At 71.8% G+C, this 23,431-nt stretch carries 30 protein-coding genes; 16 read left to right on the forward strand and 14 right to left on the reverse strand.

Features of this window, described 5'->3' with window-relative positions:
• Positions 1–47: 47 nt before the first annotated feature.
• From I003_RS0108650 to I003_RS0108665, 4 genes are all read right to left on the reverse strand, one after another.
• Positions 48–575 (reverse strand): GNAT family N-acetyltransferase, encoded by a 528-nt coding sequence (locus I003_RS0108650; protein ID WP_027771164.1) that lies wholly within the window; start codon positions 573–575, stop codon positions 48–50.
• A gap of 7 nt (positions 576–582) precedes the next feature.
• Complete coding sequence (locus I003_RS0108655) at positions 583–1,200, reverse strand: hypothetical protein (protein WP_027771165.1); 618 nt, start codon at positions 1,198–1,200, stop codon at positions 583–585.
• Between the two features lie 67 nt (positions 1,201–1,267).
• On the reverse strand, positions 1,268–1,720 hold the full coding sequence (locus I003_RS0108660; protein ID WP_027771166.1) for an Lrp/AsnC family transcriptional regulator: 453 nt from the start codon (positions 1,718–1,720) through the stop codon (positions 1,268–1,270).
• Between the two features lie 57 nt (positions 1,721–1,777).
• Entirely contained in the window at positions 1,778–2,515 is a 738-nt protein-coding gene (locus I003_RS0108665) for a UbiX family flavin prenyltransferase (protein ID WP_027771167.1), read from the reverse strand.
• Positions 2,516–2,713: 198 nt separating this feature from the next.
• Between I003_RS0108665 and I003_RS0108670 the strand changes: the two genes are divergently transcribed.
• Entirely contained in the window at positions 2,714–3,265 is a 552-nt protein-coding gene (locus I003_RS0108670; RefSeq protein ID WP_486584143.1) for a rhomboid family intramembrane serine protease, read from the forward strand.
• Between the two features lie 75 nt (positions 3,266–3,340).
• Here the strand turns inward: I003_RS0108670 and mqnP are convergent, their stop codons facing one another.
• Both mqnP and I003_RS0108680 read right to left on the reverse strand, forming a co-directional pair.
• Positions 3,341–4,261, reverse strand: a complete 921-nt coding sequence (gene mqnP, locus I003_RS0108675) for a menaquinone biosynthesis prenyltransferase MqnP (protein ID WP_027771169.1) — start codon at positions 4,259–4,261, stop codon at positions 3,341–3,343.
• Positions 4,258–5,703 (reverse strand): menaquinone biosynthesis decarboxylase, encoded by a 1,446-nt coding sequence (locus I003_RS0108680; RefSeq protein ID WP_027771170.1) that lies wholly within the window; start codon positions 5,701–5,703, stop codon positions 4,258–4,260. Before I003_RS0108680 ends, mqnP begins: the two co-directional genes overlap by 4 nt.
• Positions 5,704–5,920: 217 nt before the next feature.
• On the opposite strand from I003_RS0108680, the gene I003_RS31740 reads away from it, so the two are divergent.
• The 4 genes from I003_RS31740 to I003_RS0108700 all read left to right on the forward strand — a co-directional run bounded on the left by I003_RS31740 (position 5,921) and on the right by I003_RS0108700 (position 7,743).
• Entirely contained in the window at positions 5,921–6,367 is a 447-nt protein-coding gene (locus tag I003_RS31740) for a PLD nuclease N-terminal domain-containing protein (RefSeq protein ID WP_106966263.1), read from the forward strand.
• Positions 6,368–6,439: 72 nt separating this feature from the next.
• The gene (locus I003_RS0108690; protein WP_027771171.1) at positions 6,440–6,823 is read left to right on the forward strand and encodes a PLD nuclease N-terminal domain-containing protein; all 384 of its coding nucleotides are present in this window, start codon (positions 6,440–6,442) and stop codon (positions 6,821–6,823) included.
• A gap of 138 nt (positions 6,824–6,961) precedes the next feature.
• Positions 6,962–7,306, forward strand: a complete 345-nt coding sequence (locus tag I003_RS0108695; RefSeq protein ID WP_027771172.1) for a hypothetical protein — start codon at positions 6,962–6,964, stop codon at positions 7,304–7,306.
• A gap of 23 nt (positions 7,307–7,329) precedes the next feature.
• On the forward strand, positions 7,330–7,743 hold the full coding sequence (locus tag I003_RS0108700) for a MerR family transcriptional regulator (protein WP_027771173.1): 414 nt from the start codon (positions 7,330–7,332) through the stop codon (positions 7,741–7,743).
• 52 nt (positions 7,744–7,795) lie between these two features.
• On the opposite strand, the gene I003_RS0108705 is transcribed toward I003_RS0108700, so the two are convergent.
• Entirely contained in the window at positions 7,796–8,578 is a 783-nt protein-coding gene (locus I003_RS0108705; protein ID WP_486584141.1) for a DUF5995 family protein, read from the reverse strand.
• Positions 8,579–9,079: 501 nt separating this feature from the next.
• Positions 9,080–9,244, reverse strand: a complete 165-nt coding sequence (locus I003_RS35955) for a hypothetical protein (protein WP_158688949.1) — start codon at positions 9,242–9,244, stop codon at positions 9,080–9,082.
• 487 nt (positions 9,245–9,731) lie between these two features.
• On the opposite strand from I003_RS35955, the gene I003_RS0108715 reads away from it, so the two are divergent.
• Together I003_RS0108715 and I003_RS0108720 are read left to right on the forward strand one after the other, a co-directional pair.
• Positions 9,732–9,935 carry a cold shock domain-containing protein gene (locus I003_RS0108715; protein WP_027771175.1) on the forward strand — a complete coding sequence of 68 codons (204 nt, stop codon included), beginning with the start codon at positions 9,732–9,734 and terminating at the stop codon, positions 9,933–9,935.
• Between the two features lie 191 nt (positions 9,936–10,126).
• A complete protein-coding gene (locus I003_RS0108720; RefSeq protein ID WP_027771176.1) occupies positions 10,127–11,584 on the forward strand; it encodes a DEAD/DEAH box helicase in 1,458 nt (485 codons plus the stop codon).
• A 164-nt stretch (positions 11,585–11,748) separates the two neighbouring features.
• Here I003_RS0108720 and amaP read toward each other — a convergent pair whose 3' ends face one another.
• The 5 genes from amaP to I003_RS0108740 all read right to left on the reverse strand — a co-directional run bounded on the left by amaP (position 11,749) and on the right by I003_RS0108740 (position 14,205).
• Entirely contained in the window at positions 11,749–12,348 is a 600-nt protein-coding gene (gene amaP / locus I003_RS0108725) for an alkaline shock response membrane anchor protein AmaP (RefSeq protein ID WP_027771177.1), read from the reverse strand.
• Positions 12,349–12,354: 6 nt separating this feature from the next.
• Positions 12,355–12,951, reverse strand: coding sequence for a DUF6286 domain-containing protein (locus I003_RS0108730; RefSeq protein WP_051368145.1), 597 nt, complete (start codon positions 12,949–12,951; stop codon positions 12,355–12,357).
• A 119-nt stretch (positions 12,952–13,070) separates the two neighbouring features.
• Positions 13,071–13,469: an Asp23/Gls24 family envelope stress response protein gene (locus I003_RS34610; protein WP_078563827.1), complete on the reverse strand. Its 399-nt coding sequence runs from the start codon at positions 13,467–13,469 to the stop codon at positions 13,071–13,073.
• 7 nt (positions 13,470–13,476) lie between these two features.
• The gene (locus I003_RS0108735; RefSeq protein ID WP_027771179.1) at positions 13,477–13,680 is read right to left on the reverse strand and encodes a hypothetical protein; all 204 of its coding nucleotides are present in this window, start codon (positions 13,678–13,680) and stop codon (positions 13,477–13,479) included.
• A 42-nt stretch (positions 13,681–13,722) separates the two neighbouring features.
• The gene (locus I003_RS0108740; RefSeq protein ID WP_027771180.1) at positions 13,723–14,205 is read right to left on the reverse strand and encodes an Asp23/Gls24 family envelope stress response protein; all 483 of its coding nucleotides are present in this window, start codon (positions 14,203–14,205) and stop codon (positions 13,723–13,725) included.
• A gap of 226 nt (positions 14,206–14,431) precedes the next feature.
• Between I003_RS0108740 and I003_RS0108745 the strand changes: the two genes are divergently transcribed.
• Positions 14,432–15,130 (forward strand): hypothetical protein, encoded by a 699-nt coding sequence (locus I003_RS0108745; RefSeq protein ID WP_027771181.1) that lies wholly within the window; start codon positions 14,432–14,434, stop codon positions 15,128–15,130.
• Between the two features lie 131 nt (positions 15,131–15,261).
• Here the strand turns inward: I003_RS0108745 and I003_RS0108750 are convergent, their stop codons facing one another.
• On the reverse strand, positions 15,262–15,822 hold the full coding sequence (locus tag I003_RS0108750; RefSeq protein WP_199784250.1) for a hypothetical protein: 561 nt from the start codon (positions 15,820–15,822) through the stop codon (positions 15,262–15,264).
• Between the two features lie 126 nt (positions 15,823–15,948).
• On the opposite strand from I003_RS0108750, the gene hemL reads away from it, so the two are divergent.
• The 8 genes from hemL (at position 15,949) to I003_RS0108790 (ending at position 23,403) form a co-directional block, all read left to right on the forward strand.
• Complete coding sequence (hemL, locus tag I003_RS0108755) at positions 15,949–17,289, forward strand: glutamate-1-semialdehyde 2,1-aminomutase (protein ID WP_078563831.1); 1,341 nt, start codon at positions 15,949–15,951, stop codon at positions 17,287–17,289.
• Positions 17,290–17,309: 20 nt separating this feature from the next.
• Entirely contained in the window at positions 17,310–18,020 is a 711-nt protein-coding gene (locus I003_RS0108760; RefSeq protein WP_037720397.1) for a histidine phosphatase family protein, read from the forward strand.
• A 217-nt stretch (positions 18,021–18,237) separates the two neighbouring features.
• Positions 18,238–18,837, forward strand: a complete 600-nt coding sequence (locus tag I003_RS0108765; protein WP_027771184.1) for a TlpA disulfide reductase family protein — start codon at positions 18,238–18,240, stop codon at positions 18,835–18,837.
• 9 nt (positions 18,838–18,846) lie between these two features.
• Positions 18,847–19,602 (forward strand): cytochrome c biogenesis protein CcdA, encoded by a 756-nt coding sequence (locus I003_RS0108770; RefSeq protein ID WP_027771185.1) that lies wholly within the window; start codon positions 18,847–18,849, stop codon positions 19,600–19,602.
• A 3-nt stretch (positions 19,603–19,605) separates the two neighbouring features.
• A complete protein-coding gene (gene resB / locus I003_RS0108775) occupies positions 19,606–21,567 on the forward strand; it encodes a cytochrome c biogenesis protein ResB (RefSeq protein WP_027771186.1) in 1,962 nt (653 codons plus the stop codon).
• Entirely contained in the window at positions 21,564–22,661 is a 1,098-nt protein-coding gene (gene ccsB / locus I003_RS0108780) for a c-type cytochrome biogenesis protein CcsB (protein WP_027771187.1), read from the forward strand. Before resB ends, ccsB begins: the two co-directional genes overlap by 4 nt.
• 83 nt (positions 22,662–22,744) lie before the next feature.
• A complete protein-coding gene (locus I003_RS0108785; RefSeq protein ID WP_027771188.1) occupies positions 22,745–23,104 on the forward strand; it encodes a cupin domain-containing protein in 360 nt (119 codons plus the stop codon).
• 5 nt (positions 23,105–23,109) lie between these two features.
• On the forward strand, positions 23,110–23,403 hold the full coding sequence (locus I003_RS0108790) for a hypothetical protein (RefSeq protein WP_027771189.1): 294 nt from the start codon (positions 23,110–23,112) through the stop codon (positions 23,401–23,403).
• Positions 23,404–23,431: the final 28 nt, after the last annotated feature.

The following is a 23,431-nucleotide window of genomic DNA, read 5'->3' on the forward strand; positions in this document are numbered from 1 at the left end:
GGGTGGTACGGCGTGCACGCGTGCGGTGCATGTGCGCGCGGCTCGTCTCAAGTATGCAGCGGCAGCCACATGGTGATGTCGTCGCGGTAGTCGTCGTCACCGACGCGTATCGCGTCGGGCACCCGGCCGACTTCCTTGTAGCCGCAGGAGGCGTAGAACGTGTCGGCCCCCGTCCCGCCCCGGCACGTCAGCCGGATCCCCCGCATCCCCGGAAGCGCGCGTACCGCCTCCGCCGCGGTGGCCATGAGCCGGCGGCCCTCGCCCGCGCCCTGGCGGTCCGGGTGGACCATGACGGTGTAGAGCCAGCACCAGTGCCGCATCAGGCGGTGCGTGTTGAGCGTCAGGAACGCGGTGGCGGCCGGGCGTCCCGCGGTGTCGAAGCCGACGATCAGGTGGGTGCGGCCCTCCGCCATGGCCGCGAGGTGATTGAGCAGCTCCGGCCGGATGTCGGCGGCCGTCACCGGGGGGACGAAGCCCACGGCGCCGCCCGCGTTGCTGACGTCGGCCCAGAGCGTGCAGATGCCGTCCCGCAGGGCAGGGGTGAGCGCCGGGTCCAGCTCGTAGCGCAAGGTCATGGCGTCCTCAGAAGCGCATCGGCTGCGGCGTCTCGCGCCGCTCCGGGTCCGGGCCGTCGTGCTCGCGGACCGCGGTGTAGTTCTCGTCGCGCTCGACCGGGCGCAGGCCCGCGTCCTGGATCAGCTCGACGAGTTCACCGGCCGGGAGCGTCTCCCCGGCGCCCGGCGCCGGGGCGAAGTCGTCCGCGCCGTGCTGCAGAGCGAGCTGCGCCGTCTGCGTGCCGTACGCGGTCCACGCGGCCCGTAGGTGCGGCACGTTGTCCAGCAGCAGCCGCGCCACCGCGAACGTCTTCAGCGTCTCCGCGCCCGTGACGGGCCCCGTCGCCAGCGGCACGGCGGCCAGCAGGCCGGCGCCGGCGTCCTGGCGGTCGCGGAGGGCCAGGAGCGCCTCGACGGTCCGCTCCGCGGGCCCCTCGCCGTACGTCACCGTCGCCACCGCTGCGGAGGGGGCCGCGGACGTCGCGAAGTACCCGCGCTCCCCGTGCCGCCCCGTCCGCGCCTCGTGCGCGAGCCCGCCCAGCCAGGCCAGGTCACCGCTCCCGTACAGCGCGACACCGTCCTCGCGGCTCAGCCGCGCGCCTCCGCGCGCCTTCTCCGCCAGCTCGCGCCTGAGCTCTGCGTCCACGCGCCGCCTCCCAGCCTGCCCGTAAGTCACGTTCCTGCGCATCTGCGCGCATCCGAGCCTACGCGGCCTACTCCTCGGCGATCTCCCCCACCCTGCTCTCCCACATCGTGGAGAGCACCACCGTCGTCGCCGTGTGCGAGACGCCCTTGATGCTCGACAGCCGCCTGACCGTCTTCCCCAGCCCGTCCACGTCCGGCGCCCGCACCTTGAGCATGAACGAGTCCGCCCCGGCGATGAAGAAGCAGTCCTCGATCTCCGGCAGGTCCCGCAGCCGGTCCGCGACGTCGTCGTGGTCCACGGCCTCGGCGAGCGAGATCCCGATGAGCGCGGTGACGCCCCGGCCCAGCAGGGCGGCGTCGACCGTGGCGCGGTAGCCGGTGATCACCCCGGCGGATTCCAGGCGGTTGATCCGGTCCGTGACGCTCGGTCCGGAGAGCCCCACGAGCCGGCCCAGCTCCGCGTACGAGGCCCGGCCGTTCTCCCGCAGGGCCTGGATGAGCTGTCTGTCGACGGCGTCCATGTGCGATCTCAAGCCTTCCGTGCTGCTGTGCCGGCTGTACCAGCGTTGTCGGCTGTGTCAGCGGGAGCGCCCCAGCTCCCCTTCCCATCTGCGATAGAGCTTGTGCGCCACGCCCGCGGAGTCGAGGGCGCGGCCGGCGACGAAGTCCACGAGGTCCTGGATGCCGGTCGCCCCCGCGTAGAAGGCGGGCGCGGCCGGGAGCACCACGGCGCCGGCCTCGTCCAGGGCGACCATCTGCCGCAGCGTCGGCCCGGGCAGCGGCGTCTCCCGTACGACGACGACCAGCGGCCGGCCCTCCTTCAGCGTCACGCTCGCCGTGCGCTGCAGCAGGTCCTTGGAGAGCCCGAGCGCGATACCGGCGACCGCGGCGGTCGACGCCGGCACGACGATCATGCCCTGGGCGGGGTACGAACCGGAGGACGGCCCGGCGGCCAGATCCCCGGCCGGCCAGTGCCGTACGTCTCCCAGGTCCCCGGGCGGGTCGAAGGCGTCCGGCCGGCCGTCGGCGCCGGCGGCGAGCCAGCGCCGCAGGTCGTCGCGCCAGTGCGCGTCGCGGAACGGGCCCCCCGTCTCGTCCAGCACCGTCAGCCGCGCGGCCCGGCTGACGACGAGGTCGACGGCCTCCCCGGCCGCCAGCAGCGCGCGCAGCACGGCGGCGGCGTACGGGGTGCCGGAGGCGCCGGAGACGCCGACGACCCAGGGCCGGCGCGGGCCCCGGCCGGGCCGGTCGGCGTGCGGCTCCTCGTACGGCTGCCCGTGCGGGTCCTCGTACGGCGTCTGGTGCGGCGGCTCCACGCGGCGAGCCTATCCGGCGCCGGGAACCGCGGCGCAGGCCGCCTGCGTTTCCCCCAGGAAGGACACACTGGTCCGAAGGGGGCTCGGGTGATGTACGAACCTTACGGACGCGGCACCCCCGCCGCGCATCCGGCACGGGCGGCGCGGCCGGCGCGGACGCCGCGCGGGCGCATCTACGTGAAGCGGGCCGCGCTGGTGATGCTCGCCTGGGTGGCCCTGCTGTGGGTGCTGGAGGCGGTCGACCAGGCCGGCGACAACAAGCTGGACACGTACGCGATCACGCCGCGCGAGTTCGGCGAGCTGCGGGACGTGATCCCCGCGTCGTTCATGCACTTCGGCTGGGACCACCTGTCGGCGAACACGGGGCCGCTGCTGGTGCTGGGCTTCATAGCGGCGGTGCGCGGGATCGGGCGGTTCGCGGGCGTGGTCGCGCTGATCATGCTGGTGAGCGGGCTCGGGGTGTGGCTGATCGCGCCCGCGGGGTCGTTCACGGCGGGGGCGTCCGGTGTCGTCTTCGGTCTCTTCGGCTACGTGGTGGTGCGCGGCTTCGTCGACCGGCGGATATCCGACGTGCTGGTCGGCATCGTGGTCGCCCTGGTGTACGGCTCGATGCTGTGGGGCGTGCTGCCGACGGACGACGTGGTGGCGCAGTCGATCTCCTGGCAGGGCCACCTCTTCGGCCTCCTGGGCGGCGTGCTGGCGGCGTTCTACTTCAGCGACCGCAGGCGGATGGCGCTCCGGGCGGGCTGAGGCGGGACCGGGCGGTCTCCCGGACCGGCGGCGGCAGGATGCCCGTGCTCGACCTCCAGGGTCACGACGGGCGGGTCACAGGCTCAGGTCGCGTACCAGGAGGTCCGCCGCGGCACAGCAGAAGAGCACGATGCCGATCACGCCGTTCAGCGTGAAGAACGCCCTGTTCAGCCGGCTCAGATCGGTCGGTCGCACGATGCTGTGCTCGTACACGAAGACCCCCGCCACCACCGCGAGGCCGACCCAGAACAGCGCGCCCGCGTCCGTCGCCAGGGCGTACCAGACGAACAGCCCCATCGTCACGACGTGCGCCGCCCGCGCCCCGTACAGCGCCCCCGCGATGCCGAAGCGGGCCGGGACCGAGCGGATGCCCTGGGCGCGGTCGGTGTCGACGTCCTGGCAGGCGTAGATCAGGTCGAAGCCGCCGATCCAGATCCCCACCGCCAGCCCCAGCAGCACGGCGGGCCACGACCACTCCCCCGTGACCGCCAGCCACGCGCCGATCGGGCCGATCGCCTGGGCCAGCCCGAGGATCGCGTGCGGGTACGTCGTGAACCTCTTGCCGTACGGGTAGACCACCATCGGCACCGCCGCGACCGGCGCGAGCACCAGGCACAGCGTGTTCAGCAGCGCCGCGGCGCCGAGGAAGATCGCCAGCGCGATCAGCGCGCCCGTCCACGCCGAGCGGACGGAGACGGCGCCGGTGACCAGCTCACGGTGGGCGGTGCGCGGGTTGCGGCCGTCGATCTCGCGGTCGATGATCCGGTTCGCGGCCATCGCGAAGGTCCGCAGCGCCACCATCGCGACGGTGACGAGCAGCAGCGTCCCCCACTCCACCGACCCGTCGCCGTCGACGAGCATGGCCGTCAGCGCGGCGATGTACGCGAAGGGCAGCGCGAAGATCGAGTGCTCGATCATCACCAGCCGCAGAAACGCCCGTACCCCGCTGCCCGAGCTGGCCGGTCCCGGCCCGACGACGCTCCCCGCGGCCGTCACAGGCCGTACTCCCGCCACCGCGCGTCGACCTTCGCCGCCGTGTCCGGATCGGAGACGACCATCTCCGGCCAGCCGCGCGTGTAGCCCTCCCCGGGCAGCTTCGCGGTGGCGTCGATACCCGCCTTGCCGCCCCAGAACTGCTGGTACGAGGCGTGGTCGAGATGGTCGACGGGGCCCTCGACGACGGACAGGTCGCGGCTGTAGTCGGTGTTGCCCAGCGCCCGCCAGGCGACCTCGTGCAGGTCGTGCACGTCGCAGTCGGCGTCGACCACGATGATCAGCTTGGTCAGCGACATCATGTGCGCCCCCCAGATCGCGGACATCACCTTCTGCGCGTGCTTCGGGTACTTCTTGTCGATCGAGACGATGGCGCAGTTGTGGAAGCCGCCCGCCTCCGGCAGGTGGTAGTCGACGATGTCCGGCACGATCACCTTCAGCAGCGGCAGGAAGAACCGCTCGGTGGCCCGGCCCAGCGGCCCGTCCTCGGTCGGCGGGCGGCCGACGACGATGGACTGCAGCAGCGGGCGGCGGCGCATCGTGACGGCGTCGATGGTCAGCGCGGGGAACGGCTCCTGCGGAGTGTAGAAGCCGGTGTGGTCGCCGAACGGGCCCTCGGGCAGCTCCTCGCCGGGCTCCAGCCAGCCTTCGAGCACCACCTCGGCGTGCGCGGGGACCTGGAGCGGCACGGTCGTGCAGTCGACCATCTCGACCCGCTTGCCGCCGATGAACCCGGCGAGCATGTACTCGTCCATGTCACCGGGCAGCGGCGCGGTCGCCGCGTACGTCACGGCCGGCGGGCAGCCGAAGGCGATGGCCACCGGCAGCTTCTCGCCGCGGCGGGCGGCGACCTGGTAGTGGTTGCGGCTGTCCTTGTGGATCTGCCAGTGCATGCCGATGGTGCGGCGGTCGTGGCGCTGGAGGCGGTAGAGGCCGAGGTTGCGGACGCCGGTCTCGGGGTCCTTGGTGTGGGTGAGGCCGAGGTTGTAGAAGGACCCGCCGTCCTGCGGCCAGGTGAAGAGCGCGGGGATCGTGTCGAGATCGACCTCGTCGCCGGTGAGCACGACCTCCTGGACGGGCCCGTCCTTCGCCTTGCGCGGCGGCACGTGCGCCATGGAGCCGAGCTTGCCGAACGCCTCGCGTACGCCCGTGAAGCCCTGCGGCAGTTCGGGCTTGAGCAGCCCGCCGATGCGCTCGCCGATCTCCGCGTACGAGCCGAGGCCGAGGGCCTTGAGGAGCCGGCGGTCGGTGCCGTAGACGTTCATCGCCAGCGGCATGGCGGAGCCCTTGACGTTCTCGAAGAGCAGCGCGGGACCGCCGGCCTTGTTCACGCGATCGGTGATCTCGCCGACTTCGAGGTACGGATCGACCTCCGCCTTGATGCGCTTGAGGTCGCCGTCGCGCTCCAGGGCCCGCAGCAGCGAGCGGAGATCGTCGTAAGCCATGCGCCCCAGTATCCGCCAGGCGCCGGGCGCGATCCGCGAAGGGGTGGGTGCGGGGCGCGGGACGGGGTACGGCGCGGGGTCCGGCGCGGGTGATGCTGCCGGGGTGGCTGCGCCACGGATTACCCTGGACGGACCGCGGGGTCCGTACGGGAGCCGCACCGAACCCGGCGCGGAGGACCGCCGCACGCCGCGCCGCCGCACGTCGAAGGGCCCGCACATGCTCAGGTATCTGCCGTTTCTCCTGGTCCTGGCGGTGTGGATCTATGCCTTCATCGACTGTCTGAACACCCCGGAGAAGGAAGTACGGAACCTGCCCAAGCTGGTCTGGGTGGCGATCATCGTGCTCTTCGGCTCGGTGCTGTTCGGCCCGCTGGCGTGGTTCCTCGGCGGACGGCCGCGCGGACGCCCGGTGATCGCCGGCGAAGGCCAGGGCGGAGGCGCGCGGCGGCCGGGACGGGGCCGGTGGGTGGCGCCCGACGACAACCCGGACTTCCTCCGCTCGCTGGAGGAGGACCGGCGCCAGGACGCGCGGCAGGAGAGCGAGCCGGAGAACGGGCCCGAGGGCGGCCCGGAGGGCGGTCCGGAGCAGGGCGACGAGGGCGGCCGGAAGCAGGGCGAAGAGGACCCGGAAGGACGCCAGGGACCCGACGAGGACCGGCGCTGAGACGCGCACCTGACGCGGAGACGCAGTGGGGGCCCGAGGCCGTAGCCCCGCGACATTCAGGGGGTGTGCCGCGTGCTTCGCTACCTGCCGGTCATCGTCCTCGTCGGCGTGGTGATCTACGCGTTGATCGACTGCGCGACCACGAAGAAGGAAGACGCCCAGCACCTCCCCAAGATCGCGTGGCTCGTCCTCATCGCCCTGTTCCCGCTGCTGGGTTCGATCGGCTGGCTGCTCGCGGGCCGCGACCGCCGCCGCCCGCCGGCCGCCGGCGGAGGCGGCGGGAGCATCGGCGGTGGGCGGCGCACGACCTGGGTGGCGCCGGACGACAACCCGGAGTTCCTGAAGAAACTGGGCGAGGAGAACGCGAAGGACGGGAACGGCGGGAACGCCGAGGGCGACGGTGACGACGAGGGCGACGCCGACGGCAGGCGGGACGGCGGGCCGGGCCGGAAGTGACGCCCGCTTTCCGGTACGCGCGATGAGCGCGTGAGGACGCGTACGGGCACCCGGCGCCGGGCTTGCCACCGGTACCCGGGTACGGGTTTACCGTCGAAGGTGTCCCCGCACGGGGGCGCGACGACGGGAGTGAGCGCCGTGAGTGACCTTGCCTGGGTGCCGCAGTCCTGCACGCTGCCCACCGCGGAGCGGCCGCTGCGGGCCGCCGAGTGGGACGCGCTGTTCGCCGAGCGGCGGGCCTCGCCGTCCCGGCCGGAGGCGTTGCGGCTGCGGGTGGTGCTGGCGGACGGCCCCGGGGTCGGGGAGCGGGTGCGGGAGCTGACGGAGCGGGAGAGCGGATGCTGCTCGTTCTTCACCTTCGCCACCGGGCGCGACGAGGACCGTCACGGCGGCCGGCTGTGGCTCGACATCACCGTGGACCCCGCGCACGCGGCGGTCCTTGACGCCCTCGCCGCCCGGATCGGCGCCGGGGCACAGCGGTGAACGGGGAACCGCCCGGGGGGCAGTTGCGCAGCGGACAAGTCGCCGCGGCGGCCGGCGTGAACGTCCAGACCCTGCGCTACTACGAGCGCCGCGGCCTGCTGCCCGCGCCCGCGCGCAGCAACGGCGGGCACCGGCTCTACGGCGAGGACGCCGTGACCGCGCTCCGCGTGATCAAGGCCGCCCAACGGCTCGGGTTCACCCTGGACGAGGCGGCGAAGCTGCTGGAGAGCGGCCGGTACCGCCACGGCAGGCCCGTCGCCGGGCTCGCGGACCGCGCCGCGGCCAAGCTCGCGGAGATCGACGCGAAGATCGCCGATCTGACCACGATCCGCACGACCCTCGCCACCGCCGTCGCGGCAGGCTGCGACGACCTCACCGCCTGCGCCTCCCACCCCCGCTGCCCGCTGCCGTTCACCGCCCTCGCCGAGGGCGGCTGACCTGCCCCGGCCCGGCGCGGGGAAGGGCCGACTCGCCGTCCTGGGCCGCCGGTCAGGCCATCAGCTCCCGGGCGGCGGGTTGTTCCATCGCCTTGTCCAGGTGGGCGATGACCGCCGGTACGTCGTCGCTCTCGGTGCTCCGGATCAGTTGCAGCGCGGGCTGGACGAGGCCGCCCGGGCGGGCGATCAGCCGGGCGAGCACGGCGGCGCGGACGTCGAGCCGCTCGATCGTGGCCGCACGCTCCTCCTCGTTCTGACCGGCGAGCAGGACGGCGTTGTGCCACGCCTCCTCCCGCGACTGGCGTACGGAGAAGTCGAGGATCTGCTCGTCCGTACGGGCGCCGACCTGGTCCAGCAGCGACAGCAGCGGCGACAGCACGCCGACCGAGTCCTGCACGGCCAGAACGACCCGGCCGAGGATGTCGTTGATCAGGAGGAAGTCCCGCCGGAGCGACTGGATGTCCTCGCCCGGGGAGCTCCGCGCGGCGGCGACCGCGAGGTCGAGGTTGATGTGCGCGTTCACCCCGAGGATCAGGTGCTGGACGATGATGGTGCGCTCGTCGTCCAGCAGCCCGAACGTCTCGCGCCAGCAGCGCGGCCCGCTCCGGTCGCGGCGCCAGGCGTCGTAGGCGTCGAAGTACCGGTTGCCGAAGAGCGTGTCGAAGCGGTCCATACGGGGCCCGTCGTCGAACTGCCCTTCGTGGATGGCCCTGCGCACCTCGACGGTGACCTGCCGGTACAACGCCGCGAAGTACCCGATCCGGTCGCCGTCCTGCTGGGCCTCCCGCACGATTGCGGCGAGGCCGTCCACCACCTCGTCGATGTTCTCCGCCATCACACCCGCCTCTCTCCCGAACCCCTCGTCCGACGGCCTCCGTCCTACCACCACCCGCCGGGGAGGGGCCCCGAAACACGGGTCCCGCGGCGGGCTTGGCGCAGGACCACGCGCGTGGGTGCCGTTCACGTCACCGCTTCTCGAACTCCCGCCGGACGTCTGCACGTTCGTGACGCGGTGTCGCGTACGCGGCGGCAGTCGCACCCCACTCCTGCGCCGGTGTGTGCGCAGACGAACCGCGACCGGAGCCGTACGAGCCGGCATTCGAGGCATGACAGCCGACGGCCGGCGGCCGCCCCCGGATCCTGCCTCCTCGACCCCGAGGAGACCGCTTCGCGCTGTTTCACCCGCGGCCGGGAATCCGGCGGGGCCGGCACGTCGGGCACGTCGGGTGGAGAACGAGGACGTCGGTGCACCGGGCACGGTGAGCCTCGTCGGCGGCCACGGCGTGGCGCTGGGCAGGAACGTCGCCTTCGGGCCCGGCGGTGACGGTGGCCGCGTTCACCCCCCGGGCGGGCCCGGCCTGCCGCTGTCCTTCCCGCGGCCGGAGGAAGGATAGTGGTGGCTGGCGATGCGTTCCTCCCGCTGCACGTTGACGAGGTGGAGGATGAGCGCGCCCAGCGCGATCGCGCCGAGGATGATGAGAACGGTGACGAGGGTCTCCATGAGGTTCACCCCTGCTCTGCGGAGGCCGGCGGCGGGGGCCGGCCCGTGTGCCGTACGCCGGGGCGCGGTACGTCCGCCTACGCACTCCCGGATCGCCCGTCGGGCTCTGTGAGCCGGTCTCCGGTCGCCGGCGGGGAAGAACGCTCGTGGCCATGAGGCCGACCTCGCTCCGGGCGGGCCGCGCCTCGGCCCGGGCTTCTGTGCGCCGAAAACCGCGCGGGCACGGAAGTCTGCGCACGAATTGTTTTCGGTTTCTTCAGTCTACTCCTCGCCCGCCGGTCACGCCGTCCGACGACGTCATGGGCCGCCGTGCTACGCTGAGTACAGTTGCAGTTGTGGTTCCCATGTACTTTGTGTGCGCCTGCTGGCTTTGACCTTCAGGCGCATTTCTGTTTTTTCGGTGCTTTCCGGACCTGGTAATCATCACGGCGACGCGGGATCGCGCACCGTGCGGATCTCCGGCACAGCCACCAAAAAGGAGAAAAACATGGCCACCGGCACTGTGAAGTGGTTCAACAGTGAAAAGGGCTTCGGCTTCATCGCCCAGGACGACGGCGGCGCCGACGTCTTCGCCCATCACTCCAACATCAACGCGCAGGGCTTCCGCGAGCTGACCGAGGGCCAGCGGGTGGAGTTCGACGCCACCCAGGGGCAGAAGGGCCTGCAGGCGGAGAACATCACCATCATCTGAACCCTGTTCCGAGGACGTGGCGCAAGTCACGAGCACGGGCCGGCGCCGCATGGCGCGGGCCCGTGCCCCGCGGCCGGAGCGCTCTGCGGACCGCGCCGCCGTTCGCCCATTCCCCGGCCCGTTCCTGCGGTCTCCGTGCGGCCCGTCGCCGCCGGGAACCCCTCGACACGCGCCGTGACGAGGAGGTTCCCATGAACCGCAGTACACGTACCCCCGACAACCCGGCCCGTCGCCGTTCGCGCGGCCAGACACCGCGCCGGCCGGCTCGCAGGAAACCGGCCGCCGCGCAGGGTGAGTTCGCCCTGCCGGTGAACGCCACTCCCGCACTCCCCCCGGCCGCGTCGTTCGCCGACCTGGACATGCCGCCCGTTCTGCTGACGACGCTCACCCACCAGGGTGTGAGCGTGCCGTTCCCGATCCAGGCGGCCACCCTCCCCGACTCGCTGGCCGGCCGGGACGTCCTCGGCCGCGGCCGTACCGGCTCGGGCAAGACCCTCGCCTTCGGCCTGGCCGTGCTGGCCCGTACCGCCGGCCGGCGCGCGACCTCCCGGCACCCGCTGGCGCTCGTCCTGGTGCCCACCCGCGAACTGGCCCAGCAGGTCACCGAGGCCCTCTCCCCCTACGCCAGGGCAGCGCATCTGCGGCTCGCCACGGTCGTCGGCGGCACGTCCCTGGCACGGCAGTCCGCCGCGCTGCGCGACGGCGCCGAGGTGGTCGTGGCCACCCCGGGACGGCTGCGGGATCTGATCGACCGCCGCGACTGCCACCTGGACCAGGTGCGCATCACGGTGCTCGACGAAGCCGACCAGATGGCCGACATGGGGTTCCTTCCCCAGGTCACCGCCCTGCTGCGGCAGGTGCGGGCAGACGGCCAGCGGATGCTGTTCTCGGCGACGCTGGACCACAACGTCGACCGGCTGGTGCGCACCTTCCTCACCGACCCGGTCGTCCACTCGGTCGACCCGTCGGCCGCCACCGTGACGACGATGGAGCACCACGTGCTGCACGTCGCGGACGGCGACAAGCGCACGGCCGCCACCCACATCGCCGCCCGCGACGGCCGTGTGCTGCTGTTCCTGCACACCAAGCGCGGCGCCGACCGGCTGACCCGGCACCTGCTGGCCAACGGCGTCAAGGCCGCCGCCCTGCACGGCGGCAAGACCCAGTCCCAGCGCACCCGCACCCTCGAACGGTTCAAGCGCGGAGACGTCACCGCACTGGTCGCCACCAACGTCGCCGCCCGCGGCATCCACATCGACGACCTCGACCTGGTCGTCAACGTCGACCCGCCCGCTGACCACAAGGACTACCTCCACCGCAGCGGACGCACGGCACGCGCCGGCGAGTCCGGCAGGGTGGTGACACTCGTCCTGCCCGACCAGCGCCGCGAGATGACCCGTCTGACCGCTACCGCCGGCATCACCGCACACACCACGCGGATCCAGCCCGGCGGCACGGAACTCGCCCGCATCACCGGCGCCCGCACCCCCTCAGGCGTCCCCGTCACCCTCGCCGCACCGGCCGTGACCCCCGCCACGCGCAAGAACCCCGGCAGCCGCGGCAACCGCCGCGGCGGCGTCCCGGCCCAGCGCGCCTCCTTCCGCACCCGCTCCCCGGAAAAGAGGACACCGCGCAGAGCGGCCGCCTAGCGCCACGGCTCAGCCCGGCCACCACGCCGCCGAGGACCGACCGGGAGCACGAGCATCGGAACCCGTGCCGTTCGGTGACGCCGGCATGGCGCACCTGGAACGTGTGCCATGAGGGCGTCGCCGCCCGAGGGGGATTCACTCCGCGGCCCAGGTGCGGCATTCCTTCACAGCACACGGTCCGCGCGGTGTCCGGTTGCCCGCAGCCGGATCTCCGTCGGTAGCTGGTCCGTCCCTACGGCGTCGCGGGCGTGGGTCAGTGCTTCGTCGGCGATGAGTGCGATGGTTCGTGCGGGGTCAGCGTGCGGGGCCAGCCGCAGGGAGAGCCAGGTGCCGGGGTGGGTGCGGCGGCCGATCAGGCGGGTGCTGGCCCGGTCGACGCCGGGGAGAGACCCGGCCTCGGCAGACAGGGCGTCCTCCAGGGCCCGGCCCTTCACCTGCGCCGTTTCACCGTCCTGGGTGTCCACCAGTAGCTGGCTCAGTCGGCGCCGGCGCACCTGGGCGAGCAACCACCACAGGGCGAGCAGGAGGATGACGGCCAGAGCGGCGATGACGACGGGCCACCACCATCCCTGGTCGCGCCACCGGGTTCGGTCGGCATCGCTGAGCAGTACCTGTTGGGGCCGGTCCCAGGGCCACGCGTGGGGGAAGTGCCATCGGCGGAGCAGCCCCAGTCCGCCCAGCAGAACAGTCCCGCCGAAGCCGAGGAGGACCAGACCGCAGGCTCCGAGGAGCAGCCGGTTGACGATCAGCCGTGCCTGGCGCACTTCACCTCACCCCTTGGCTCGTTTGGCGCGGACGGACAGTTTCGGCCGGCGAGCCAGTGCCAGCCGGCGGAGTTCCTGGTCCAGGGTGGTGTGCAGCTCCTTGCGTACGTCGTCCAGGTTGCGGAAGTGGGAGACCGCGCGGGCCTTGGCCCGTCGCCGCCCGACGCGCAGCTTCGCCGACTGGACGCCGGGGACTTCCATGGCACGGTCGCGAAGGATCAAGGCGGCCGCTGAGCGGTCGAGGCCGGCACGGATGTCAGCGCACGGGCGCTGCATCGGCAGCAGACCGGGCAGTCCGGGAGCCAGGGCCATGACCAGGAGCCACAATCCGATCGCGGCGAGCGCGGCGGTGCTCGCCAGGACCCAGGTGTTGTCCAGGTGGACCGTGGACAGCTTGTGGGCGAGCCAGCGGCGCCAGTACATACCGGGTTGCCCGGCGCGGACCGACGTCACGTCGTAGAGGAGCACCCCGGAAGCGGCCAGCACGACGAGCGCGACGATGCTCGCCGGCACCCTGCGGGCCGACCAGAACCGCCGGGCCCGGCGGGCGCCCGCTGGGGTGGAAGAGGTGGCGTCCGCCCGCTCACCTGCCCTGGGGGGCACGGACTGATCCGGGGTGGGCAGCCGTTGCGTTCGAGCGGGATCGTCTCGTGTCCCACCACTACCGGGTTTGCCGCTCGGATGTCCGCGAGGGGGTTCGTCACCGGGGAGGCGCTCCTCGTTCATCGCACCCGCTCCCCGCCAGACGACTGCGGCCCGCGCAACCGTTCGACCCGTACGGCGACCTGGCCAACGGTCATGCCCGTCAGATCTTCGACACGTTCGCGCACGCGCCGGCGGATGTCGGCACACCGGTCGCCGATCCGCGTGGGGTAGTCCAGGTCGACGCTGACCCGTACCTGTGCCTGACCGAGGCCGCTCTGGCCCTGGCGGTGTACCGCTACCTCGGCGCGTGCGTTCGCCGGCGTGGGGCTCGCGGCCGGGTTCCCGGCGTGATCCGGGCCACGTGCGCGCAGCGCTTCCCGTGCCCCCTGCACTGCGATCTTGGCTACCACCGGGTCCGCGACATAGGTAGCCCCCCGGGCTGCGGCCCTCACGGGTGAAGCCGCTCGTGTCGTCATCGGGCCCTCACCTGCGCCGGTCGAAGCGGTCGCCACTCCTGCCGCGGGTCCGGAACAGGTCGCCCAGGTCCAGGTCGCCGTCGGCGACCCGCCCGAGGACGAACCCGGCCAAGCCCAGCACCACCACCACGACGAAGGCTCCGAAACCGCCGAAGTACCCGGCGAAGCCCGCCGCCATCCCGGCTGCCACGCCGACCACGGCCATGCTCATCATGTGCTCCCTGCCCGGCACCGGCTCCGGCAGATGGCCGGACTACCTGATCCTTCTGCCATCGTCCTCTCCGTCCTCTTCGTCAGGGAGTTTGACGTCGCCCACCGCGATATTGACCTCGACGACCTCCAGGCCCGTCATCCGCTCCACAGCGGCGATGACGCTCTCCCTGACCTCCGAGGCCAGTTCCGCGATGGCGAAGCCGTACTCGACCACGAGATCGAGGTCGACGGCACACTGCACCTCGCCGACCTCGGCCTTCACGCCGCGGGTGACGGTCGAGCTGCCGCTCGCACCGACGGGAACCCGGTCACGGACGGCGCCGAGCGTACGCGCCATACCGCCGCCCATGGCGTGCACGCCCGGTACGTCCCTCGCGGCCAGCCCGGCGATCTTCTCCACCACCCCGTCGGCGAAAATGGTCCGGCCGCGATCACCCTGCGTGACGTGGCTGCCGGCCCTGCCCCCGTAACCGCCCTCATGGCCCGAAGGCGCAGACTGCGCATGTTCTGTCCCCTGGGACATCGCGAACCCACCTCTCACTTGATCAAAAACAGACTCCTGCGAGCCGTGTTCCCCAAGGAGAGATTTTTAGACCATAACCTCATTTTTATAGTGCAATAGGGTGATTATCCCGCCTGGACGGTGAGCGGCTGCCCGTGGGCGCGTAGAGAGCTATAGGGCAGAGGCTGCCGATCCCGGCCGGGCGGTCCGGGAGTTCCCGCACCCAGCGCTGGAAGGGCGACGGCACATGGACACGGACCAGTGCGTACGGACAGTGCGCCGGCAACTCGCGCTCGGACGGCTGCTCCCGCTGGGCGGTGCACCGGACGGCGCGTGGATCGCGGAGAGGGCCGCGGTGCGCCCCCTGCGGGAATCGGCCGACACGCTGCCAGGAGTCCGAACGGGCCGGATCTGCCTGCACCCGGCAGAGCCCGACGCGGCGCCACCCGCATCCGCCGCCCCGGCGCCGCCCAGCGCTCTGCCCCCGGGGCCGCTGCGGATCAGCGTGCAATGCCTGGCCGCCGCAGACCACCCCCTCCCGGCTCTGGCCGAACGCCTGCGTGACGTCCTGCTGCAGGCGTCGCAGGATCGCCTCGGCTTGCACGTGACGGAGGTGGACGTCACCGTCACCGGATTCACCGGCGGACCCGCCCGCGTGGACCCTGCGCCGCGGCACAGGAGGCACCCTGGCGCCGAGGCGCCGGCCGGAGATGCGGCGACCGACGCCGTGTCGCGCGCTGTCCGAGCGGTACCGGGCGTGGCACGTCTCGAACCTCACCCGTGCCGGCTCCTCCTCTCGGAGAAGACCGTGGAGCACCTCCTGGTGCAGGTACTGGTGTCCGCGGACTCGCGCGCACTGGATGTCGCATGCCGCGTGCGTGACGCTGCACGGGAGGCCGCGGGAAGGCCCGTGACCGTGGCGGTGCTGGTAACCGACATCGAGTGAGGAGCCTCGTACGGCAACGCCGGGCAGTGGCCGGCGGGCGTCACCGCGGGGCTACGGCGTACGCGCGATGCGAGCGACGCTCCTCGATGCCGCCTCGGCCCTACAGGTTCACGCAACCGCACATACGCAGGTCAGGGCCACACCAGGCAGTACGGCTGGTGGCCGGCCTCGTGGAGGCGGTCGGCGAACTCCTGCCATTCGTGGAGCATCCGGTAGACGTCGAAGGCGTCACGGGGGCCGCCGCGGTCGGGGACCGTGGACCAGATGAAGGCGGCGGCGCCGACTTCTTCCTCGCCGATGCCGCGGAGGGGGTCGACGACCGTCATGGGGAGGCGGACCACCGCGTAGTCGGGGTGGAGGACGACCAGCTCCAGGGGCGGGACCTTGTGGAGCGGTATGCCCTCGATGCCGGTGAGGACCATCGCGGACATCGTCTCGGGCTTCACTTTGGCGAAGAGGCCGCCCTGGCCGAGTTCGTCGCCGCCGAGTTCCTCGGGGCGCATGGAGATCGGCACGCGGGCGGCCGTCGCGCCGTCGGGCGCGCCGAAGTACTTGTATGTCACGCCGCCCGATCGGCCGTCGTTCCTGTTCACGCCCTCGCCGCCGTGGTTCACCCGGCGATGGCGCCCTGACCTGGCGCGCCGGGGCCCTCGGTCATCGGTCCCCTCGCCCAGCTCGCCACCGCGATGCATATCTCCACCCGACTGCTCTCAGATGTGCACTGCCCCCGCCGCGCAACCCGATCATCGTCTCAGCTACATCCCCAGCATCGGGCCCGCGAAACACCCCGACGCGGGTCGCCTTGCGACTCTGAGACCATGGCTTGCGTGACTTATCCGTACCAGGCTCCAGTCTCGCAGAAGCTCTTCGACCGTGCGGCCGCCGTGACCCCCGGCGGCGTGAACTCTCCGGTGCGCGCGTTCCGCGCCGTGGGCGGTACGCCCCGGTTCATGGTGTCGGGGAAGGGCCCGTACCTGACGGACGCCGATGGGCGGGAGTACGTCGACCTCGTCTGTTCGTGGGGGCCGATGATCCTCGGCCACGCGCACCCCGAGGTGACCGCCGCGGTGCAGGAGGCCGTCGCGCGGGGCACGTCGTTCGGCACTCCGGGTGCCGGTGAGGTGGCGCTCGCGGAGGAGATCGTCTCCCGGGTCACCCCCGCTGAGCAGGTACGACTCGTCTCCTCGGGCACCGAGGCGACGATGTCGGCGATCCGGCTGGCGCGCGGGTTCACCGGGCGGACGAAGGTCGTGAAGTTCGCCGGCTGCTACCACGGGCACGTCGACGCGCTGCTCGCCGCGGCCGGCTCCGGGGTGGCCACGCTCGGGCTGCCGGACACGCCCGGGGTCACCGGCGCGCAGGCCGGTGAAACGCTCGTACTGCCGTATAACGATTTGGCTGCCGTCCGCGCGGCGTTCGAACAACACCCCGGCGACATCGCCTGCGTGATCACCGAGGCGTCCCCGGGGAACATGGGTGCGGTGCCGCCGCTGCCGGGGTTCAACCAGGGCCTGAAGGACCTGTGCGCCGAGTACGGCGCGCTCTACGTCTCCGACGAGGTGATGACCGGCTTCCGTACGTCCAGGGCCGGCTGGTACGGCGTCGACGGCGTGACGCCGGACCTGATGACCTTCGGCAAGGTCATGGGAGGCGGCTTCCCCGCCGCCGCCTTCGGCGGCCGGGCCGATGTCATGGAGCGGCTCGCGCCCGCCGGGCCCGTGTACCAGGCGGGCACGCTCTCCGGGAACCCCGTCGCCACGGCCGCCGGGCTCACGCAGCTCCGGCTCCTGGACGACGCGGCGTACGAGAAGCTGGACGCCGTCTCGCGGCAGCTCCGCGGGCTCGTCTCGGAGGCGCTGGCCAAGGAGGGCGTGGCACACCGGGTGCAGACGGCGAGCACCATGTTCTCCGTCTTCTTCACCGACTCCGACTCCCCCGTCACCGACTACGAGGGCGCGAAGGCGCAGCGCACGGAGCAGTTCACGGCCTTCTTCCACGCGATGCTCGCCGAGGGCGTGTACCTGCCGCCGTCCGCCTTCGAGTGCTGGTTCGTCTCCACGGCTCTGGACGGGGACGCGGTGGAGCGGATCGCTCGCGCGCTGCCGGTGGCGGCCCGCGCCGCGGCCGAAGCCGGGGGCGGGTCACGGAGGGGAGAGTAGGACGTTCCACAATGGCTGACATGCGCGGTAAAGATGCAACGGATCGCACCGTCGTGCACGTGGTACGCCACGGTGAGGTCCACAACCCCGACGGCCTCCTCTACGGCCGTGCCCCCGGCTACCACCTCTCCGACCTCGGCCGGCGGATGGCCGAGCGCGTGGCCGAGCACCTCGCCGCGCGCGACATCCGGTACGTCGTCTCCTCCCCGCTGGAGCGTGCGCAGGAGACCGCCGAGCCCCTCGCGAAGGCGCACGGCCTGGACGTCGCCACCGACGCCCGGCTCATCGAGGCGGCGAACGCCTTCGAGGGCAAGGCGTTCGGCGTCGGCGACGGCGCGCTGCGCAAGCCGGCGAACTGGAAGTACTTCGTCAACCCCTTCCGCCCCTCCTGGGGCGAGCCGTACATCGCGCAGGTCGTACGCATGATGGGTGCCCTGCAGTCCGCGCGGGAGGCCGCTCGCGGCCACGAGGCCGTCTGCGTCAGCCATCAACTGCCCATCTGGATCCTGCGCAGCTTCGCCGAGGGGCGGCGGCTGTGGCACGACCCGCGGTCGCGGCAGTGCACGCTGGCCTCGGTGACGACGTTCACCTTCGAGGGCGACGACATCGTCTCGGTCGGCTACAGCGAGCCCGCCCGTGACCTCGTGCCGCCGCATCTGCTCGCGGGGGCGCAGCGCAGGTTCGGCCGCGGCGCCATCCGCGGCCCGGCCGCCAACGCCCCGCGCCCGTAGACCCCGGCCCGGGCACGGTGCCCCGGACGCCCCGCGGGCACGGGCCCCGGGGGTGGGCATTACGTGACGGATAGGCCCTTTTCCGGCTCGCCGGCCGCCGCTCGCCCGGCGCTCGCTCCGGCCCGTACGCACAGCCCTGAGCAGCCCCTCTTCCCCGCCCCGCGGCGCTAGAGGGGGGTGGAGAAGATCCCTCTCCGGCACATGCGAAACTTTTCACATGATTTTTGCGAGGAGGCTCCACCGCCGGACCCTCGCGGCCGCCGCCGTGGTCGCCGCCGGCGCGCTGGTGCTGACCGCGTGCGGCGAGGACGCGACATCGTCCGGCGGCAACACCCAGTTCGTCAGCGGCACCGGTCAGCTCACCGTGGTCAAGGCGAGCGAACGCCTCGCCGCGCCGGACATCTCCGGCGAGACCACCGACGGCGAGCAGCTCGCGCTCGCCGACTACCGCGGCAAGGTCGTCGTCCTCAACGTGTGGGGCTCCTGGTGCGCGCCCTGCCGCGCCGAGGCGCCGAACCTGCGCAAGGTCGCCGAGGACACCGAGGACCGCGGGGTGCAGTTCGTCGGGATCAACACGCGCGACCTCGACGTGGCCAACGCCCGGGCGTTCGACCGCTCCTTCAAGATCGAGTATCCGAGCCTGTACGACCCGTCCGGGAAGCTGATCCTGAAGTTCCCGAAGAACAGCCTCTCGCCGCAGGCCATCCCGTCCACGCTCATCCTGGACCGGGAGGGGAAGATCGCCGTACGGGCCCTCAAGCCGCTCTCCGAGAAGGAGCTGCGCAAGGCGCTCGAACCGGTCATCGAGGAGAAGTGACCTGACGCCATGGAGCCGAACCAGACCGTGCTGACCGGGGCCCTGCTGCTGGCCCTGCCGGTCGCGGTGCTCGGCGGCCTGGTGTCCTTCTTCTCCCCGTGCGTGCTGCCGCTCGTCCCCGGCTATCTCAGCTACGTCACCGGGGTCAGCGGCACCGACCTGGAGAACGCCCGCCGCGGCCGGATGGCCGCGGGTGCCGGGCTCTTCGTCCTCGGCTTCACGGCGGTCTTCGTCTCGACGGGCGCGTTCTTCGGCGGCGTCGGCAACAACCTGCTGGAGCACCGCGAGACGATCTCGAAGGTCGTCGGGGGCCTGACCATCCTGCTCGGCCTGACGTTCATGGGGATACTGGGCCGCACGGTCGGCGGGTTCACGCAGCGGGAGTTCCGGCTCCACAAGCGGCCCGCGGTGGGGCTGGCCGGAGCGCCGATGCTCGGCATGGTCTTCGGCATCGGCTGGACGCCGTGCATCGGGCCGACGCTGATCTCGGTGCTCGCGCTTTCCACCAACGAGGCCAGCGCCGGCCGCGGCGCGCTGCTGACGGTGGCGTACTGCACGGGCCTGGGGCTGCCGTTCATCGTCGCCGCCATCGCCTTCCGCCGCGCGCTGGGGGCGTTCTCCTGGGTCAAACGGCACTACGTGTGGGTGATGCGCATCGGCGGCGGCATGCTCGTCCTGACCGGCATGCTGCTCCTCACGGGTGTCTGGGACCGCATCATCAACGAGATGCAGGTCTGGTCGTCGAACTTCACTGTGGAGATCTGAGCCATGACCACGACCGACGAGCGCGAACTGACCGATGAGCGCGAGCTGACGGCCGCCGCGTCCCAGTTGTCCACGGCGCCGGTCGAGGACGCGCCGCAGAGCCCGGTGCCGCAGGGCGGTTCGTTCGGGCGCGAGCTGGTGGCGTGGGCGCGCTGGTTCTGGCGGCAGCTCACGTCGATGCGCGTGGCGCTGCTCCTGCTCTTCCTGCTCTCCCTCGGCTCCATTCCCGGCTCGCTCATTCCGCAGACGTCGGTCGACGAGATCGCCGTGAACGACTTCCGCGAGCGGCACGAGACGCTGACGCCGATCTACGACAAGCTCCAGCTCTTCGACGTCTACAGCTCGGTGTGGTTCTCGGCGATCTACATCCTGCTGTTCGTCTCGCTCGCCGGCTGCATCATCCCGCGCTCCTGGCAGTTCGTCGGCCAGCTCCGCGCCCGCCCGCCGCGCGCACCGCGCAACCTGACGCGACTGCCCGCGTACACCACCTGGAAGACCGAGGCCGACGCCGCCGAGGTGCAGGAGGCCGCGGAGCGGATCTTGCGGCGGCGCCGGTTCCGGTACGCCGCGGCCCCGGCCGGCGACGGGGGCGCGATCTCCGCCGAGAAGGGCTACCTGCGCGAGGCCGGCAACCTGCTGTTCCACATCGCGCTCTTCGTCCTCCTCGTCGCCTTCGCCTCCGGCACCCTCTTCCGCGTCGAGGGCGGCAAGCTGATCGTCGAGGGCGACGGATTCGCCAACACCCTCACGCAGTACGACGACTTCCAGGACTCCACGTTCGGCGCCGACCTCGACCCGTTCGGCTTCACGCTGGACGACTTCACGGCGACGTTCGAGATGGACGGGCCGCAGCGCGGCACGGCGCGCGAGTTCTACGCCGACCTCACCTGGTGGAAGGGCGCCTCCGGCGAGCGGCACACGTCCCGGGTCGAGGTCAACCACCCGCTGCAGATCGACGACACCAAGATCTTCCTCATCGGCCACGGGTACGCACCCGTCGTCACGGTCCGCGACGGCCAGGGCGACGTGGCGTTCAGCGGCCCGGTCGCGTTCCTGCCCCAGGACGGCAACCACACCTCCACCGGCGCGATCAAGGTCCCCGACTACCGGGACGAGAACGGCAAGAAGACGCAGATCGCCTTCCAGGGCTTCTTCACCCCGACCTTCGGCGGGTACAGCAAGGAGGGCATGGTCTCGCAGTTCCCGGGGCCCGAGTATCCCGCGCTGTTCCTCAACGCCTACCGCGGCGACCTCGGCCTGGACGCCGGCGTGCCGCAGAACGTCTACCAGCTCGACACCGAGCGGCTGAAGCAGTTCAAGGACGCGAAGGGCGAGCCGCTGAAGAAGGCGCTGCGGCCCGGTGACACGTTCACGCTGCCGGACGGCGCGGGGTCGCTGACGTTCGACCGCCTGGAGCGGTGGGCCAGCTTCCAGGTCTCCCAGCAGCCCGGCAACTACTGGGCGCTGGCCGGTTCCCTCCTCGCGACGGTCGGTCTCGCCGCGTCGCTGTTCATCCAGCGCCGGCGCGTGTGGCTGCGTACGGCGACGGGGGCGGACGGCCGTACGGTCGTGGAGCTGGCGGGGCTGGGACGCAGCGAGAGCGCCCGGCTGCCGGAGGAGCTGGCGGACCTGGCGGTGGCGCTGCAGACGGAGGGGGCGCCCGCGGTGGCGGACACCGAGGACGCGGAAGCCGCGGCGGACGGGGAGAAGTCCGGCACCGGCGGCGAGAAGTACCGGGCCGGCGGCGAGAAGTCCGGCGCGGCCGGGGGTGGGTCCGCGGCGGCCGGCGCGGCGGCCGTAGAGTCCGAAGCCACGTCACAGGAGTCCGAATCCGGCGAGCCCGGGCCCGCCGGGCCGGCGTCCGCGTCCGACGGGCCCGGATCCGGGTCCGGTGAGTCCCAGTCAGAAGAACCCGACGAGCCCGAAGGGCCCGAAGCCAAGCCCGATGAAGGAGCGCGCGCGTGAACATCGCTGCCGCGACCAACCAGAACCTGGCGGACATCAGCAACGTCCTCATCTACTCCGCGATGGCCGTCTACGCCCTCGCCTTCTTCGCACATGTCGGGGAGTGGGTCTTCGGCAGCCGTAGCCGGGTGGCCACGACCGCCGCCGCGCTCACCCCGCGGCAGGCGTCCGGCGCGGACGCGCCCGGCGTGTCCGTCACGGTCAGGAAGCGCGGCGGCGGCACCGCCGTGCTGGAGCGCCCGAAGGTCGTCACCCGCGGTGCCTCCGGCAGCCCGGACGTGCCCGACGGCCCCGGCGCCGCGGGCGGCGACGAGCAGGGCGACCTCTACGGCCGCGTCGCCGTCTCCCTCACGGTGCTGGCCTTCGTGATGCACGCGGGCGGGGTGCTGACGCGCGCCCTGTCGGTGCGGCGGGCGCCGTGGGGCAACATGTACGAGTTCTCCATCACGTTCTCCGTGGTGGCGGTGGCCGCGTACCTCTGCTTCCTGGCGGCACGCAAGAACGTCCGCTGGATGGGCCTGCCGCTGGTCACCACGGTCCTGCTCGACCTCGGCCTGGCGGTGTCGGTGCTCTACACCGACAGCGACCAGTTGGTGCCCGCGCTCGACTCGTACTGGCTGTGGATCCACGTGTCGCTCGCCATCGCCTGCGGTGCGCTGTTCTACCTGGGCGCCGTCTCGACGGTCCTCTACCTCTTCCGCGACCGCTACGAGGCGAAGCTTCTGGACACGAAGGGCCCGCAGCCCGGCTCGTTCGCGCACTCGGTGCTGAGCCGGCTGCCGGCGGGGGCGTCGCTGGACAAGTTCGCGTACCGGGTGAACGCGGCGGTCTTCCCGTTCTGGACCTTCACCATCGTGGCGGGCGCCATCTGGGCGGAGAGCGCCTGGGGCCGCTACTGGGGCTGGGACCCCAAGGAGGTCTGGTCGTTCATCACCTGGGTCGCGTACGCCTGTTACCTGCACGCCCGCGCCACGGCCGGGTGGAAGGGCCGCAAGGCCGCGTACCTGGCGATCCTGGCGTTCCTCACCTTCATCTTCAACTACTACGGCATCAACATGTTCGTCGACGGCAAGCACTCGTACTCCGGTATTTAAGAGCCGCACGCGAAACCTCCCTCTGTTTGCGCCCCGTGCTGCGCCGAGCGCACACTGGAAGGGCCAAGGAGGGAGGTTTCGCGATGCTGGAAGTGAAAACGATCGAGAAGCCGGACGAACGACGCGATTTCCCGCGCGGTCACCTCGAAGCGGTGCACATGACCGGCCTGGATTTCGCGGTCGCCACTTTCGAGCCCGGTTGGCGCTGGACGGAGTCGGTGAAACCCCTGGCGGGTACCGACACGTGCATGGTCCACCACAACGGCTATGTCGTTCAGGGCCGCATGCACATACTCATGGACGACGGCCAGGAGTCCGAGGTGCAGGCCGGAGAGGCTTTCGTCTGCCCGCCGGGACACGACGCCTGGGTCGTGGGTGACGAACCGGTCATCCTCTACGACTTCGCCGGCCAGATGGCGTCGGAGTACGCGAAGGGAAGCTGAGGACGATGACGTTCGTGCAGCTCATCGAGTACGAAACGGATCGCGGCGAGGAAATGGGCCGCGTGATGGACGAATGGATGCAGGCGACAGAGGGAAAGCGCACGATGTCGCGGGAAATTCACGGACAGGACCGGGGAAACACCCGGCACTACGTGGACATCGTCGAATTCCCGTCCTATGAGCAGGCGATGATCAACAACGACCTGCCGGAGACGCAGCGCAGCGCGGAACGGTTCCGTGAGCTGTGCAGCACCGAGCCCAGGTTCGTGGACCTGGAGATCGTGGAGGAGCGCACCTGACACGCGCTCCCACCGGCGTATGAGCCGG

The sequence above is a fragment of the Streptomyces sp. CNQ329 genome, from assembly GCF_000482585.1.